General features: G+C 59.3%; 18 protein-coding genes. 15 read left to right on the top strand and 3 right to left on the bottom strand.

The features are described from left to right. The first annotated feature begins 24 nt into the window (after nt 1–24). Nucleotides 25–882: a DNA adenine methylase gene (locus O3301_RS19875; protein ID WP_305057271.1), complete on the top strand. Its 858-nt coding sequence runs from the start codon at nt 25–27 to the stop codon at nt 880–882. A 390-nt stretch (nt 883–1,272) separates the two neighbouring features. On the opposite strand, the gene O3301_RS19870 is transcribed toward O3301_RS19875, so the two are convergent. The 3 genes from O3301_RS19870 to O3301_RS19860 are packed head-to-tail and all read right to left on the bottom strand — an operon-like array spanning nt 1,273 to nt 4,348. Continuing rightward, complete coding sequence (locus O3301_RS19870) at nt 1,273–1,488, bottom strand: hypothetical protein (RefSeq protein ID WP_305057270.1); 216 nt, start codon at nt 1,486–1,488, stop codon at nt 1,273–1,275. Beyond that, nucleotides 1,485–2,540: a phage portal protein gene (locus tag O3301_RS19865; protein ID WP_305057269.1), complete on the bottom strand. Its 1,056-nt coding sequence runs from the start codon at nt 2,538–2,540 to the stop codon at nt 1,485–1,487. The genes O3301_RS19870 and O3301_RS19865 overlap by 4 nt, the downstream gene beginning before the upstream one ends. Further along, nucleotides 2,537–4,348: a terminase ATPase subunit family protein gene (locus O3301_RS19860; RefSeq protein WP_305057268.1), complete on the bottom strand. Its 1,812-nt coding sequence runs from the start codon at nt 4,346–4,348 to the stop codon at nt 2,537–2,539. Before O3301_RS19860 ends, O3301_RS19865 begins: the two co-directional genes overlap by 4 nt. Before the next feature lie 136 nt (nt 4,349–4,484). On the opposite strand from O3301_RS19860, the gene O3301_RS19855 reads away from it, so the two are divergent. From O3301_RS19855 to O3301_RS19790, 14 genes are all read left to right on the top strand, one after another. Continuing rightward, complete coding sequence (locus O3301_RS19855; RefSeq protein WP_305057267.1) at nt 4,485–5,273, top strand: GPO family capsid scaffolding protein; 789 nt, start codon at nt 4,485–4,487, stop codon at nt 5,271–5,273. Between the two features lie 45 nt (nt 5,274–5,318). Continuing rightward, nucleotides 5,319–6,338 carry a phage major capsid protein, P2 family gene (locus tag O3301_RS19850; protein ID WP_305057266.1) on the top strand — a complete coding sequence of 340 codons (1,020 nt, stop codon included), beginning with the start codon at nt 5,319–5,321 and terminating at the stop codon, nt 6,336–6,338. Continuing rightward, nucleotides 6,338–7,054, top strand: a complete 717-nt coding sequence (gene gpM / locus O3301_RS19845; RefSeq protein ID WP_305057265.1) for a phage terminase small subunit — start codon at nt 6,338–6,340, stop codon at nt 7,052–7,054. Before O3301_RS19850 ends, gpM begins: the two co-directional genes overlap by 1 nt. A gap of 95 nt (nt 7,055–7,149) precedes the next feature. Continuing rightward, on the top strand, nt 7,150–7,653 hold the full coding sequence (locus O3301_RS19840) for a head completion/stabilization protein (RefSeq protein WP_305057264.1): 504 nt from the start codon (nt 7,150–7,152) through the stop codon (nt 7,651–7,653). Continuing rightward, nucleotides 7,653–7,862 carry a tail protein X gene (locus O3301_RS19835; RefSeq protein ID WP_305057263.1) on the top strand — a complete coding sequence of 70 codons (210 nt, stop codon included), beginning with the start codon at nt 7,653–7,655 and terminating at the stop codon, nt 7,860–7,862. Before O3301_RS19840 ends, O3301_RS19835 begins: the two co-directional genes overlap by 1 nt. A 64-nt stretch (nt 7,863–7,926) precedes the next feature. Continuing rightward, on the top strand, nt 7,927–8,298 hold the full coding sequence (locus O3301_RS19830) for a hypothetical protein (RefSeq protein ID WP_035820867.1): 372 nt from the start codon (nt 7,927–7,929) through the stop codon (nt 8,296–8,298). Next, nucleotides 8,298–8,858: a glycoside hydrolase family 108 protein gene (locus tag O3301_RS19825; protein ID WP_305057262.1), complete on the top strand. Its 561-nt coding sequence runs from the start codon at nt 8,298–8,300 to the stop codon at nt 8,856–8,858. The genes O3301_RS19830 and O3301_RS19825 overlap by 1 nt, the downstream gene beginning before the upstream one ends. Then, nucleotides 8,855–9,364 carry a lysis system i-spanin subunit Rz gene (locus O3301_RS19820; RefSeq protein ID WP_305057261.1) on the top strand — a complete coding sequence of 170 codons (510 nt, stop codon included), beginning with the start codon at nt 8,855–8,857 and terminating at the stop codon, nt 9,362–9,364. The genes O3301_RS19825 and O3301_RS19820 overlap by 4 nt, the downstream gene beginning before the upstream one ends. Next, on the top strand, nt 9,348–9,836 hold the full coding sequence (locus tag O3301_RS19815) for a phage tail protein (RefSeq protein WP_305057260.1): 489 nt from the start codon (nt 9,348–9,350) through the stop codon (nt 9,834–9,836). Before O3301_RS19820 ends, O3301_RS19815 begins: the two co-directional genes overlap by 17 nt. Next, a complete protein-coding gene (locus O3301_RS19810; RefSeq protein WP_305057259.1) occupies nt 9,833–10,300 on the top strand; it encodes a phage virion morphogenesis protein in 468 nt (155 codons plus the stop codon). The genes O3301_RS19815 and O3301_RS19810 overlap by 4 nt, the downstream gene beginning before the upstream one ends. A 234-nt stretch (nt 10,301–10,534) precedes the next feature. Then, on the top strand, nt 10,535–12,463 hold the full coding sequence (locus tag O3301_RS19805; RefSeq protein WP_305057258.1) for an AAA family ATPase: 1,929 nt from the start codon (nt 10,535–10,537) through the stop codon (nt 12,461–12,463). A 135-nt stretch (nt 12,464–12,598) separates the two neighbouring features. After that, a complete protein-coding gene (locus tag O3301_RS19800) occupies nt 12,599–13,261 on the top strand; it encodes a phage baseplate assembly protein V (protein ID WP_305057257.1) in 663 nt (220 codons plus the stop codon). Further along, nucleotides 13,258–13,602, top strand: coding sequence for a GPW/gp25 family protein (locus O3301_RS19795; RefSeq protein WP_305057256.1), 345 nt, complete (start codon nt 13,258–13,260; stop codon nt 13,600–13,602). Before O3301_RS19800 ends, O3301_RS19795 begins: the two co-directional genes overlap by 4 nt. Next, nucleotides 13,599–14,510: a baseplate J/gp47 family protein gene (locus tag O3301_RS19790; protein ID WP_305057255.1), complete on the top strand. Its 912-nt coding sequence runs from the start codon at nt 13,599–13,601 to the stop codon at nt 14,508–14,510. The genes O3301_RS19795 and O3301_RS19790 overlap by 4 nt, the downstream gene beginning before the upstream one ends. Nucleotides 14,511–14,522: the final 12 nt, after the last annotated feature.

The raw sequence follows: 14,522 nt of genomic DNA, 5'->3' as shown, positions 1-14,522 counted from the left end.
AGCGCTTAACTTTGAGGGGCAATCTTGTCTGGCTATTTTTCACCGCTACGTTACCCGGGCGGAAAAACAAAACTTACTGAGTACGTAAAAGCACTTTTCCGCCACAACAAACTGATGGGTGGGCACTACGTAGAGCCTTACGCCGGAGGCGCCTCAATAGCTCTTGAGCTTGTTATTCAAGAGTTTGCTGAGCGCGTCCACATCAACGATCTGGATCCAGCTGTATGGGCATTCTGGGACTCTGTGCTCAACAATACCGATGCACTTTGTCAGAGGATTGAGGCCACACCTGTGAACATGGAGTCCTGGCTAGAACAACGTCAGATACAAAAAAACAAAGCCGAAGCCAATACATTAGACCTAGGATTTTCAACTTTTTTCCTAAACCGGACAAATCGCTCGGGCATCCTTAAAGCTGGTGTCATCGGAGGAAAAAACCAGGATGGCAACTTCAAAATTGACGCTCGGTTCAACAAAGATGAGCTTATTAAACGGATCGCCTTAATTGCGGAGCACCGTGCACGGATAAATCTCTACAATTTAGACGCAGTAACCTTACTGGACACAATCGTACCGCCGCTACCGCACAACACTCTCGTATATCTTGACCCCCCTTATTACGTAAAGGGAGGAGACCTATATGAGCATCACTATCAACATGAAGATCATGCAGAAGTAGCCGCAGCGAGTCGTAGGATCAGGCAACATACAATGATTTCATACGACGATGTCGCACCAATTCGGCAACTCTACAACGACTACCAATTCGTTAGCTATAGCTTAAGTTACTGCGCTCAAAATCGCTATCGGGGCACAGAGGCCATCTTCTTAGGGCACTCTCTGGAGTGCCCTGGCTTGCGCGCATCGATGCAAGCAGCCTGACCAACTAGTAATAAATGGCAAGGTTATGACACGCCAGGGGACGCGATTGTTCTTGGTTATGGAATTTTTCCATCGGTTGCGTAAAAAACTGCCCAAAGTGCGTCAAAATGCGTCAAAACGCATGCCCCCTCTTCGCCCCGCCGCGCCAGTCTTCATGCGCCTTCGGCCATGGCGCAAATTTGAGTCAAAAGAGCCCTATATAGCGGGCAGGTGTGGAGGGGGGACAACTGCGCGCGCCGGGCCGAAATGGGGCTTTTTCTTGCATCTAGAGCAACATCAATCATCAGGACGTGAAAAAGCCGCCTCGTGGGCGGCTTGTGCGGTGGCTGGGGCGCTCTGGCGCGGCTGGACTGTCGCGGCCCTGCCCTATCGGCTATCGCGGCGTGGCGCTCATCCTGGGCGGCCGGCGCGGATCATCGCCGCCTGCTCCTTCTCATAGTCGTCGCGGCAGTCCACATTGCAGAACAGCAGCGCGGGCGCCAGCGCCTCGTCGCAGTAGTGGCAGCAGCCATGCGCCATCAGACCCGGCCGGCGCCGCACGGCGGCCAGGCCGCGCGCCACCTCGGCGAAGATGATTTTATCGGTGTTGTCGATGTGGTCGCTCATGCCGCGCCCTCCCCACCCGTGGCCAGGTCATACGGGGCGAAGCACACTACTTCCACGCCGGCCCATTCGTTGATCGCCATGAACTGTGCCTGCAGCGGCACCAGCTCATTGCGTGCGAAGACACGCGCGGCCGGTTCCACCGCGCCGAAGCCGCCGGCATTGTTCGGCAGGATGCCCATGAGCTGTGGTGGCACGCGGTGCGCGGCCAGCTGGTCGTCGCGCGTCACGCTCTTGATATTGAAAAACTCGTCCTTGGCGGCCACGTCCGACACCGGCAGAATCTGGATGCCGTCCTTCTTGCCGTTCGGCGCGTACATGAACAGGTTGCGGAAGTTACCCGGCCCCTTGCTGTCGCGCATGGCCTGGCGCAAGTTGTCCACGTCCTGGGTGTTGGCGGCGGCATCCGTCATGTAGAAGACGAAACCGGCGTGCGAACCGTTCTTGTAGTACTTGCGGCGGAACAGGGTGGCCGCCTCGTTGAGCCAGGCTGATTGCAGCGCGCTCAGGTACTGCGGCACGCCGTACAGCTCCTGATTGACGTCCGGCTCCATCAGGTGGAACACGCGCCCCTTGTCGAACTGGTGCACGGCCTGGTAGCCGTTCACAAAATAATAGGTATCCAGATCGACGCCACGCCGCATGTATTTGGCCAGCGCATGCTGGTACGCCAGCGCCTTGCCGCTGCGGCTGGGTCGGTCTTCCAGGTAGGCGTTGCCGAACGTCAGGAAGTCCAGCGCCATGCGCTTGAAGGCATCGCGCGACAAATACTTACTGGGGATCATGGTGGAGGCCAGCACGTTGGCCTTGAAGTGGATGGCGCTGCTGTGGTGCACGCCCGCGTTAAACGACTTGGCCAGGCCGGCCAGGTTGACGGGCGGCTCATACCAGTGGCCGTTCTTCCAGCATTCGAAGCAATCGAGAATGTCGGCGTGCTCGAGCACGGGTGTGGGGTCGCCGAAGGAAAACGCCTCGATGCCGGCGGCGGCCGGCGCCGTGGTAGCTGGTGGGGCGGGCTGGGCCTGGCGGCCCCGCAAGTGTCGTGCTTTGCTCAAGAATAAATCTCCATGAAAGAGTGGTGGTTGTCGGTGGTGCCTTCGAACGGCTCGTGATCGAGGGCGTGCATGCAGGCCCACGCCAGATCGGCGTGGCCGGTTTCATCGGTGCGCCCCGCCACATAGGTGACGTTGCGCCCGCTGGGGGTGAGGGTCTTGCGGATGGCCATGAACGATTGCGCGATGTCCGTCCAGCCGGCGTCAAACTCCAGCCGCGCCTTGCTGATGATATTTTTCGCCTTCAAGACCATGCGGGTTTTGACCTCGGGCGAGTAGTTGATCGCCGTGGCGGCCGGGAAGAACTGGCGCACGATGGGGAAGACGCCGATACCCATGCCTGTGGTGTCGATACCGATGTATTCGACGTTGTAACGCTGCGTCATCTGGCGGATGGCTTCGGCGTGATCCTTGAAATCCTGCCCGCGCCACTGGTGGCGCTCCAGGATGCGGAACTTGCCGCCGGCCGTCATGGGCGGCGCCAGCACGACGCAGCCGGCGCTATCGCCGTTCAAGGCCGGGTCGTAGCCGATCCACACGGGCCGGTTGCCGAACGGGCGCAGGCCCAGCAAGGGCTTGTAGTCGTCCCACTCCACCCAGGAATCGACCATGCAGCGCTGCAGCTCGGCCAGCGGGAACACCGAGGCGGAGTCGTCAATAAAATTGCACATCAGCAGGTTGTCGAACTGGTCGGGGCTGTATTCGAAGTTGCGCAGCTCGTCGATGTCGAACAGGTTGCAGCCGCCGCGCTCGGCGTCCAGGATGGTGACGATCTGGCGCCAGATCTTGTCCTCGCCCGTGAAACCGGACGACAAGCGGCCGTGACTCACATCGATATTCACCTGGTCGGCCTTGGCGCGGCGCTTGTTGAACAGCTCGCCCGTCCAGAACGGGTACGCCTGGTGCGTGGTCGAGGATGGCGTGGAGAAATAGGTCTTGCGCCACTTCTTGTGGATGGCCATGCCCGAGGCCACCTTGTTGAGTTCCTGGAAATTCTGCGTCCAAAAGAATTCATCGAAGTAGAAATTGCCGTGGTAGCCCTGCGCGGTGCGCGCGTTGGTGCCCAGGAAGTACAGGTGCGCGCCGTTCGGCAGCACGATAGGGTCGCCCGTCAGCTCGATGCCGGCCGCCTCGCGCGCGAATTGCACGATGTATTGCTTGAAGACGTGCGCCTGCGACTTCGACGCGGACAGGAAAATCTGGTTCCGCCCGGTTTCCATCGCATCGGCCAGCGCCTCGCGGGCGAAATACCAGGTGGCGCCGATCTGGCGCGATTTCAAAATGGCGCGCGTGCGCTGGTCGCCGTTGCGATACCAGACCTTTTGATAATCGAAGAGCGAATCCTGGAAGGCGTCGAGCAGCTGGATTTTCTGCTCTTCGCTAAAGTCGTTGCGCGTCGGCTTCTTCTTCGGCCCGGCATTGCGGTTCGCCAGCTTGGGATTGAGATCGACCTCGTTGCCGCCCGGCTGCTCGTAGCGGCGCACGCGCGCCATCTGCACGATGGTGCGCGCCAGCAAGTCAATTTCCTTGTAGTCGCTACCGCTCTTGACCTCTTTTTCGATCAGCTTGACCAGGCGCAGCTCGGCCGACGCCTCGACGTGCTCGATGGCCTGCGCCTTGTCCCATTCGTCGCGCTCTTTCCAGCTATTGATGGTGCTGCGCTTGATCCCCAGGTGACGGGCGATGGACGAAATGCGCCAACCCTTCCAGTACAGGGCGCGCGCGGCACGGCGCGGTTCGGATTCGGGCACGGCCAGTTCGGCGATTTTCTCGTCGGGGGTTTGTTCGCTTGTTTTCTCGATTGTCAGCATGCCGCCAGCGTAGGCCGCGCGCGCGCGGAGCGGGGGAAGGCAAAAGTCGCTATGGCCCATAGCAACCCGCACCGCATTGAATCGCGGCGCCAAGACGTTGACCATGGCGTTATCCGATCAACCGAGAACGCCCACCATGTCCAAATCGAAATTCTTCCGCGTCGCCACCGAAGGCGCCACCACGGACGGCCGCAACATCGACCGCGCCACCATCGAGCAGATCGCCGCCACCTACAACCCGAAAACCTACGGCGCGCGCATCTGGCTCGAGCACATTCGCGGCATCCTGCCCGACAGCCAGTTCAAGGCCTACGGCGACGTGATCGCCGTGAAAGCCGAGGAAGTGGACACCGACAGCGGCAAGAAACTGGCCCTGTTCGCGCAGATCGAACCCACGCCGGAACTGGTGGCCATCAACAAGGCAAAACAGAAGCTGTACACCAGCCTGGAAATTCAGCCCGACTTTGCCGACTCGGCGCAGCCTTATCTGGTCGGCCTGGGCGTCACCGACAGCCCGGCCAGCCTGGGCACGGATGCACTGAAATTCTCCGCCAGCCGCAAGCAGCAAAGCGCCAACCTGTTCACGTCCGCCGTCGAGGTGACGCTGGAATTTGACGAGCCGCAGGGCACCAAGCTGGCCGACGCCGTGAAAAACCTGCTGTCGCGCTTTTCCCATAAATCCGGCACCGACGCCGCGCAGTTCGCCGACATCAGCGAAGCCGTCGAAGCGCTGGCCGGCCACGTCGTCACCGTCAACGACAACTACACGGGCACCCTGGCACGCCTGGAAAAAACCGAAACTGCATTGAAGGCCACGCAGGACGAGCTGGCCGCTTTCAAGGCGCAGATGGACGAAGCACCCGGCAACGGCCCGCGCCGCCCGGCCGCCACTGGCAACGACGGTGCCGTGCAGACCGAGTTTTAAGCGCGCGCCATCCACCTACCCTATTCAACAACGGAGCATCGAACCATGAAAAAGCAAACACGCCAGGTCTTTGGCCAGTATGAAACCCGCCTGGGCCAACTGAACGACACGGACAACGTGGCCAAGACCTTCAGCGTCACCCCCAGCGTGCAGCAAAAGCTGGAAACGAAGATGCAGGAATCGAGCGAGTTCCTGTCGAAAGTAAACATCATCGGCGTGACCGAGCAGGAAGGCGAAAAGCTGGGCCTGGGCGTCTCCGGCCCGATTGCCGGCCGCACCAACACCAAGGACAAGGAACGCAAGACGCGCGACCTGTCCACCCTGGACGGCACCAAGTACCGCTGCGAGCAGACCAACTTCGACACGCATCTGAACTATGCCAAGCTGGACGCCTGGGCCAAGTTCCCCGACTTCCAGTCGCGCGTGGCCAATGCCATTTTGACGCGCCAAGCGCTCGACCGCATCGTCATCGGCTTCAATGGCGTGAAAGCCATGGCAGACACCGATCTGGACGCCAATCCGCTGCTGCAGGACGTCAATAAAGGCTGGCTGCAGCACCTGCGCGAGCTGGCGCCCGAGCGCGTGCTGGGCCTGGTGGCCGCCGGCATGCCGGGCAAGGTCATCATCGGCGACGTCGACGGCGCCGACTATGCCAATCTGGACGCGGCCGTCACCGATGCCGTCAACCTGCTGGACCCGTGGTATCAGGAAGACACCAATCTGGTGGCCATCGTCGGGCGCAAGCTGCTGAACGACAAGTACTTTCCGTTGGTCAACACCAAGCAGGCGCCCACGGAAACCCTGGCGGCCGACATCATCATCAGCCAGAAACGCATCGGCGGCTTGCCGGCGGCGCGCGTGCCCTACTTCCCGGATAACGCCATCCTCATCACGCGCTTCGACAATCTGTCGATCTACTTCCAGGAAGGCGCGCGCCGCCGCCGCGTCGAGGACGTGCCCAAGCGCGACCGCATCGAAAATTACGAGTCGTCGAACGACGCCTACGTGATCGAAGACCTGGGCCTGGCCGCGCTGGTGGAAAACATCGAGCTGAAAGACAAGTGATGAGCAACCAGTCTCCCGCCCTGCGCCACCGCGCACGCATGCTGGCCGAGCGCACGGCCGGCGCCGCCGCGCCGCAAGGCGTCACCACCGGCACGGCCTACGATCTGATGCTCTACAAGCTGTCCGATGACCGGCGGCGCCTGAAAGCCATTCAGTCCGTCGAGCGCAAGATTGAGGTCAAGGCCATCTTGCTGCCTGAGTATGCGCAATGGATCGACGGCGTGCTGGCTGGCGGCAAGGGTGCGCAGGATGATGTCTTTGCCACCCTGCTGGTGTGGCACATCGACACTGGCGAGTATGCGCGCGCCCTGGTCATGGCCGCCTACGCCCTGGAACACAAGTTCACCTTGCCCGATGGCTACAGCCGCGACATCGCCACCTTGATGCTGGACGAGTTCGCCGCCGCCTTCCTGCAGGGCAAGCTGGCCGCCGATCCGCAGCACGCCGCGCAGGTGCTGGGCCAGGTGGAACAGTTGACGGCCGCCAGCGACGCGCCCGACCAGGCGCGCGCCAAGCTGCACAAGGCCATCGGCCTGGCCATGATCGCCGTGCTGGACAAGGCCGACGACACGGACATCGCCCCGGCGCTGGTGGCGCAGGCGGAAACGGCCATGGCCCAGTTGACGCGTGCCCGCGCTCTATCCGAGTCATGCGGCGTCAAGAAAGATATGGAACGGCTGGAACGGCGCATCAAGCGCGCGGCCGGTTCCACGTAAAGAGCATCCCCCGCAGCACGGCGGCACGGGGGGATTCTGGCCAACCCTTTGACCTGATGAACCCCGTCCACCGCCCCCTTTTGAAAGCGTCCCGTATGTCCTTCATGGCCCTGCCCCCGTCGATTCAGCCAGGCACCGCCCCGGCGCCGCCAGCGCCTTCCCCTGGCGTCATCGAGAACGACGGCTGGTTTCCCAACATCCTGCTCACCGATATGCGCGACGCCATGCGCCTGGACGGCACCGTCACCGACGCGCGCCTGGTGCAAGCCGTGGTCGATGCCATCCTGCACGTCAACCGCGAGCTGACCGACTGGCGGGACAAGCAAGCCGCAGCCGGCAACGCCGCCCTGGTGGACGTGCCGGCCGCGCGCATCAACCGCGAATCCCGCCTGCTGGCGCAGTACCGGCGCGCCGTCTACAGCACGGCGAAGGCCGATCTGATCGAGCGTTACCGCGACTACGACAGCACGGCCACGTCCGTCAGCGACAAGAAAAGCATGGAATGGCTGGACGAGGCACCCGGCGCGCAGCGGCGCAATGCGCAATGGGCCATCGCCGATATGGTCGGACGCACGCACCTGACCGTGGAACTGATCTGATGCAGGTGCGCACGCGGCAGCACGACACGGTAGACGCCCTGGTGTGGCGCTACCTGGGCGACGGCGCGGGATACGTCGAGCACACCCTGGAAATGAATCCCACGCTGGCGCGCCATGGCGCCGTGCTGCCCGCCGGCCTGGTCGTCACCCTGCCCGAGCCGGCGCCCAGCACGGGCCAGCTTGCTGACATCGTGCAGCTATGGGACTGATCCTGGCATTGACCCTTTATCCATCATGAAAAATCTATCACCCCTCTCACCGGAGAATCAAGCAATGTCCGCAGAATCGTTTGGTGGTTTCGCCACCCTGGTCAAACTGTACGGCTTCAAGGCAGCGCTGGGCATGGTCGGCGCCGCCATGCTGTACATCGTGCTGCCGCCGTTGAACAGCGACGGCACCTTCAACAAGGGCGAATTCGTCGCCCGCCTGGCCTGCGCCGGCGTGTTCTCGTGCCTGCTGGGCGGCACCGTGTACCAGCTGCTGTGCGCCCAGCTCCCGGCCATCGGCGCCATGGTCAACGCTTCCGCCATCGACCTGATCGTGGGCGCGCCCGGCTGGTGGGTATCGCGCGCCGTGGCCCTGTGGTTCCAGCGCCGCAGCGACAAGGACATCGCCGAGCTGGTCAAAGACGCGAAGGAACATTGATGGCCACCACCGACAATCCACTGATCGCGCGCGTCATCGACGCCATCTTGCGCGCCGAAGGCGGCTACGTGAACGACCCGCAAGACAAGGGCGGCGAAACCAACCTCGGCATCACCGTGGCCGTGGCCCGCGCCAACGGCTACACGGGGCCGATGCGCGAGCTGCCCGTGGCCGTGGCGCGCGCCATCTACACGGCCCGCTACATCACGGAACCGAAGTTCGATCAGGTGCTGGCCCTGCACGCAAGCATCGGCGCCGAAGTGATCGACACGGGCGTGAACATAGGGCCGCACCGCGCGGCCGAGTTCCTGCAGCGCTGGCTGAACGGTTTCAACGACACCGGCACGCGCTATCCCGTGCTCACCGTCGACGGCCGCCTGGGCGCCCAGTCGCTGGCCGCGCTGGCCGCCTTCCTCGCCTGGCGCGGGCAGGAAGGTGCGACCGTCATGCTGCGCGCCCTGAACGGCCTGCAGGCGGCGCGCTATCTGGAAATCACCGAAGCCAACAAGACCCAGCGCCGCTTTCTGTTCGGCTGGATCAAGGAACGGGTGGCCATGTGACCACCACCTGGCGCCCGCTGGCCGCCGTTCTCCTGTGCGGCGCCATCGCGGGCTGGACGGCGCAGGGATGGCGCAAGGACGCCAACATCGCCGAATTACAGCGCGCGGCCGCCACCAACAAAAGCACCGCCGCCAGCGCGCTGGCCCAGGCCACCGCCCGCGCGCTCACCCTGGAGCGCGCCGCCGGCGCCGCCCTGGCCCAGCGCGCCGACCACCTCACCCAGGAGCAAACCCATGCAAAAACCGAGCGTGACCGTTTTAACCATGACGTGCGCAGCGGCGCTGTGCGCCTGTCAATCCCCGTCGCCGGCGGCCAGTGCGCCGCCACTGCAGATACCACCGCTGCCGCAGGCCATCGGCACCAAGCGGGTGCCGAACTTGACGCAGCGACTGCGGCAGCTCTTGACGCCATTGCCGGCGACGGCGACGACGCCACCCGCCAATTGAACGCCTGCATCGACGCCTACAACCTAGTCCGAGACACCTACCATGTACAAACCGAATAGCCTGCGCCAGCACCTGGCTGCCGCCATCCCCGACCTGCAGCGCGACCCGGATCGCCTCGTCGTCTTCGTCGATGAAGGCAACGTCGTGGCCACCACCACCGCCTCGCTCTCCTTCGAATACCGTTTCAAGCTCAACCTGATCGTGACCGACTATGCCGGCGACGCGGACGCCATCATGGTGGCCATGATCGCCTGGCTGAAAGTCCACCAGGCCGAACTGATGGCCAACGAGGAAGCGCGCAAGCATGGCATCAGCTTCGAAGTGGACTTCAACAACCACGAAACGGTCGATATCTCAATCAAGCTGAACCTGACCGAGCGCGTCATCATCAAGCGTGGCGACGGCGGCCGCCACGACATCAAGCACGCGGCCGAGCCTCAAGGGACACCCGGATATGCAGACGAGTTCTGGACGCTGTACGACGGCGACACCCTGCTGGCCGAATGGCAAGTGCCGCAGGCGGGCGCATGAGCGACGACCTGCACACGCTGGAAGCCTGGGCCGGCGCTCTGCTGGCCAAGCTGGCGCCGGCCCAACGCCGCGCCATCAACCACAAGGTGGCCATCGACCTGCGCCGCAGCCAGGCGCAGCGCATCAAGGCGCAACAGGGACCGGATGGTACGGCCTATCCGGCACGCAAGCGGCGCAAGGACCTCAAGGGGAAGAATGGACGGATCAAACGGCAGAAGACTGCCATGTTCGCCAAGATTCGCACTGCAAAATACCTCAAGGTGCATGCCAATCCTGGCCAGTTGACTGTCGGCTTCGTGGGCAAGGTGATGCACGTCGCACGCGTGCATCATGAGGGCTTGACGGATAACGTCTCAAAGAAGGGGCCAAAATACAACTACCCGGCCCGGCCGCTGCTGGGATTTAGTGAAGCGGATCGGACGTTAATTCGTGATTCCTTATTGCGTCATTTGGAAAAGTTCTGAGATGAATAGATTTGGGAATTCGACTGACATAAGTTATCATTTGAGTTAGAGTTGCATTGAAATTTACGCTACCAACCAAAAGGATATGTCAGCCAAAAAAATCTAAAAATAACTCTTAACTACCATCATAAAAATTTTCTTCAGCAATATCAGCGCCACCTAGTGATTAGATAGTACGCATCATAAAGCTATGGAACCTAGCAAACTTAGTTCGACTTTTTAATAATACATAAAATGTTAAAACTCAAGAAGTGCAAATTCACCGGCATTCCCGGAATTCAAACCTTAGAACTAGATTTTTCAAAAATAACAACATTTACAGGCCCTAATGGGACGGGTAAAAGTACTGTCTTAAAAATTCTCGATCTGGCATTTCGGATTCTTGAGGAGCGTGAAGTATGCGACAAGCTTCCACAACATGATCCGTGGCACCTATTTGAGACTGCCGAAATTTCGTTCGAATGTGAAGAACCTTTACAAACAAAGCTAATTAGCGATATTGATTTACTCACTATTTCTATTGACTGTGACAATTCCAGTTATTACATCTCAGGAATTTCATCTACCAAACAAACCTTAACGTTTCAAAAGCCGATTCTAAAAAGTGAATTACAACACTGGAATGAGGAAATTGTAGAAGCCAAGGTTATCTTAAACCAAATAGAGATGGACATTTTAAAGTCTCCGCCTCATATTCAAGAACAAACAATTCGAGATAGAAAACAGGCACGCAATATAGCCACAGAAAAAGAAACATCAAATTCCAAATTAATAGATCAAAATAAACTAATACATTACAACTTCGAAGAGGGGGACAAGGAAACCAGCGCAACAATTCTTCGCTCTGAATTCATTGACTCCCTAAAAATACTAAGAATACCAACAATCAGACTCATCACCACCCAGAATCTATTGGATCAAGACATACCAGAATTAATAAATCACTTGATTGATTTAAAAAAAGGCGATAAAAATGATTCTAAAAAATTCAAATCAAGCGAAGAATGCCTCAATAGACTTTTACAATCAGAAATTGATGTTTCCGATAAAAAAGATATTGGAACTAGACTTTTAATTCATGGAATATCCTATGAAAAGGCATCTACCGGCACGTATTTGACTCTTTCATTTTTCGCGTTAACTGAAAGAGAGGATCCAAACAAAATAGTTTTATGGGATGAGCCAGAAAATGGCCTGCATCCTACCCGGCGCATTCAACTTCTTGAACTCATGCGCGCAGATGGCCGCCAGTTTATCATCGCCACTCATGCTACTGAGTTTGCTCCAATTCTTCAATCTGATAACAGAGTTTATAGATGTGTAACTGACTACGATGAAGAATTTTCAAAATTCAAGTTTTCGGTAATTTCAGTCGCGACGCGTCGTGAGGCATTTGCGACATTGGAAGCACTAGGAATACATCCGGCGCGCACTCTTTTCACTGCCAACGTTGTAATTTGGATCGAGGGACCAACAGAATTAGTATTTTATAGGCATTGGCTATCCCGTCGACTTGCGAAAGATGGCTATCAAGAAGGCCTACACTACAGTTTTATGCAGTACGGTGGAAGTCTAATAAACTATTTAGAAGTTGCCGATGATGGTCAATTTAAATCCACCATTGACCTCTTAAGCCATTGCCGATTTCCTGTGGTATTAGTAGATTCCGACATTTCGGAAGAACATCCTTCATTAGAAAACAAACACCTAAAAGAGGGTGCTCAAAGAATATCGAATCAAATAAAGATATTAAACGATGGCCGCAGGGGCGCTGCCATATTCCAAGCAACGCAAGGCAGGGAAATCGAGAACTATCTTCCTAAATCTTCTATTTTTTTTGCCATAGAAAAACTATGGAAAGAATTTTCCATCATTAAAGATTCTTTACCCATAGATGAAATTGATCTTGGGAAATATCGGAAATATCCAGAAGCAATCGAGGAATTTTTAAAAAAGCACAAAATTCTTGATTCAAAGGGACTTCCAAAAGGCAGAAGTATATGGGGGCCCTCCAATAAAGTTGCAATGATGAGCGCAGCTCTTTCAATGCCGAACCTTGACGAAGACCAACTGAACTTTAACTGCATAAAAGATTTGAATGAAATCGATATTTTTATTCGTTCAAAGCACGAAGTTGAATATTCCAATGGTCTTAAAAAATAACATTAAGAGCACCTTTTGAAGACCTACATGCACCTGCTGTTTAACTTAACCCATCAACGATAACCTTAGCCACTAAGCTGCATATCAACCCGCCCCCGCGTGCATCCGCACGCGGACTTCGGCAACATGCACTGCATGAACGCCGACCTGTCCGACCTCCTCCGCTTGCTGCAAAACCTGATCCGCCTGGGCACCATCGCCGAGGTCAACGGGGCCAAGGCGCGCGTGCGGCTCGGGCCGACACTCACCACTGAATGGCTGAAATGGGCCACCCGGCGCGCCGGCAGCACGCGCACCTGGTCGGCGCCCACCATCGGCGAACAGGTGATCGTCTTTTCTCCTGGCGGCGACCTGACGCGCGGCATCATCCTGCCCGCGCTGTACTCGCAGGCGTTTGACGCGCCCGAAACCAGCGACAGCATCCACACCACGCACTACCCTGACGGCGCCGTGGTGCAGTACGACCACGCGGCCCATGCCCTGACGGCCACCCTGCCAGGCGGCACGGCCACCATCACCGCCGACAAGGTGACATCGAACGCGCCCAGCACCATTTGCACAGGCGACCTGACCGTCATGGGCAATCTGCTTGTCGAGCAATCGGCAACCGTCAACGGCGCCACCGCGCTGAATGGCGGCGTGAACGCCAAGGCCGGCGCCGCTGGCGGCGTTGCCATGGCCGTGCAAGGCACGATCAAAGCGACCGAGGACGTGCTGGCCGGCGCCATCAGCTTGCTCAAGCATCCGCACGGCGGCGTCAAGGCCGGCGGCGACCAGTCGGGCGGGCCGCAAGCATGATGGGCATGCACGCCGCCACCGGGCGCAGCCTGACGGGCCTTGGCCACCTGCGCCAGTCCGTGACCGACATCCTCACCACGCCCATGGGTTCGCGCATGCGGCGCCGCCGCTATGGCTCCGAAGTGCCCGAGCTGATCGACCAGCCCTTGAACAGCGCCACGCAATTGCGCATCTACGCGGCCACCGCCTTTGCCCTGCGCCGCTGGGAGCCGCGTTTGCAACTATCCAGCGTGCAGCTCACGCGCGACACGGACGGCGCCATCGCGCTGCTGCTCGATGGTACTGCGAATGGCCAGGGCATCACCCTGTCCGTGCCCGTCAAGCAAGGCGGCAGCGTATGAGCACGCCCATCGACCTGACACAATTGCCGGCGCCCAGCGTGGTCGAAGTGCTGGACTTCGAAACCATTCTGGCCAAGCGCAAAGCCCACTTGGTGAGCCTGCTGCCGGAAGCCGAGCGCGCGGCCGTCACGGCCCTGTTGGAGCTGGAATCGGAGCCGGCCACCAAGCTGCTGGAAGAAAACAGCTATCAAGAAACCATCCTGCGCAACCGCGTCAACGAGGCCGGCAAGGCCGTCATGCTGGCCTTTGCGCTCGATGGCGACCTGGACCAGTTGGGCGCCAATGTCAACGTGGAACGCCTGACCATCACGCCGGCCAATCCCAACGCCCTGCCGCCCGTGGCCGCCGTCATGGAAGACAACGACGCCTACCGCCTGCGCATCCAGGAAGCGCCGGACGGCCTGTCCGTGGCCGGCCCTAAAGCGTCCTACGAATTCCACGCCCGCAGCAGCGACGGCCTCGTCAAGGACGCGAGCGCCACCAGCCCCGCGCCGGCGCATGTCATCGTCACCGTGCTGGCCAACAACGACACAGGCATCGCCGACGCCGCGCTCTTGGGCACCGTGGCGCGCGCGCTCAACGCCGAGGACGTGCGCCCCTTGGGCGACCGCTTGAGCGTGCAAGCCGCCCAGGTCATCGATTACCAGATCGAGGCCACCTTGTTTATCGGCGTCGGCCCGGAAGTGCCGATTCTGCTGGACGCCGCGCGCACCACCGCCGTGCGCGTGTCGCAGCCGCGCCGCCCGCTGGGGCACAGCATCTACCGTTCCGCCTGCAGCGCCGCCGTGCACGTCGAAGGCGTGCGCAAGGTCGTCTTGACCAGTCCGGCGGCGGACATCGAACTGAACGCCACCCAGGCCGCACGCTGCACCGCCATCAAGTTGAATGTGGTGGTGCTCGATGAATAAGCACGTGGCCAC

Origin of the sequence: Janthinobacterium sp. SUN211, from assembly GCF_030587315.1 — a bacterium.
Classification (GTDB): domain Bacteria; phylum Pseudomonadota; class Gammaproteobacteria; order Burkholderiales; family Burkholderiaceae_D; genus Janthinobacterium; species Janthinobacterium kumbetense.
Note: the sequence above shows the minus strand (reverse complement) of the source record. Positions and strands in the feature narration are given on the sequence as shown.

Bases quoted from the DNA above. Each gene is read 5' to 3' on its own strand.
- O3301_RS19800 (WP_305057257.1), top strand. From the start codon at position 12,599: ATGAACGCCGACCTGTCCGACCTCCTCCGCTTGCTGCAAAACCTGATC.
- O3301_RS19835 (WP_305057263.1), top strand. From the start codon at position 7,653: ATGCAGGTGCGCACGCGGCAGCACGACACGGTAGACGCCCTGGTGTGG.
- gpM (WP_305057265.1), top strand. From the start codon at position 6,338: ATGAGCAACCAGTCTCCCGCCCTGCGCCACCGCGCACGCATGCTGGCC.
- O3301_RS19825 (WP_305057262.1), top strand. From the start codon at position 8,298: ATGGCCACCACCGACAATCCACTGATCGCGCGCGTCATCGACGCCATC.
- O3301_RS19870 (WP_305057270.1), bottom strand. From the start codon at position 1,488: ATGAGCGACCACATCGACAACACCGATAAAATCATCTTCGCCGAGGTG.
- O3301_RS19860 (WP_305057268.1), bottom strand. From the start codon at position 4,348: ATGCTGACAATCGAGAAAACAAGCGAACAAACCCCCGACGAGAAAATC.
- O3301_RS19790 (WP_305057255.1), top strand. From the start codon at position 13,599: ATGAGCACGCCCATCGACCTGACACAATTGCCGGCGCCCAGCGTGGTC.
- O3301_RS19830 (WP_035820867.1), top strand. From the start codon at position 7,927: ATGTCCGCAGAATCGTTTGGTGGTTTCGCCACCCTGGTCAAACTGTAC.
- O3301_RS19810 (WP_305057259.1), top strand. From the start codon at position 9,833: ATGAGCGACGACCTGCACACGCTGGAAGCCTGGGCCGGCGCTCTGCTG.
- O3301_RS19855 (WP_305057267.1), top strand. From the start codon at position 4,485: ATGTCCAAATCGAAATTCTTCCGCGTCGCCACCGAAGGCGCCACCACG.
- O3301_RS19815 (WP_305057260.1), top strand. From the start codon at position 9,348: ATGTACAAACCGAATAGCCTGCGCCAGCACCTGGCTGCCGCCATCCCC.
- O3301_RS19850 (WP_305057266.1), top strand. From the start codon at position 5,319: ATGAAAAAGCAAACACGCCAGGTCTTTGGCCAGTATGAAACCCGCCTG.
- O3301_RS19840 (WP_305057264.1), top strand. From the start codon at position 7,150: ATGTCCTTCATGGCCCTGCCCCCGTCGATTCAGCCAGGCACCGCCCCG.
- O3301_RS19795 (WP_305057256.1), top strand. From the start codon at position 13,258: ATGATGGGCATGCACGCCGCCACCGGGCGCAGCCTGACGGGCCTTGGC.
- O3301_RS19805 (WP_305057258.1), top strand. From the start codon at position 10,535: ATGTTAAAACTCAAGAAGTGCAAATTCACCGGCATTCCCGGAATTCAA.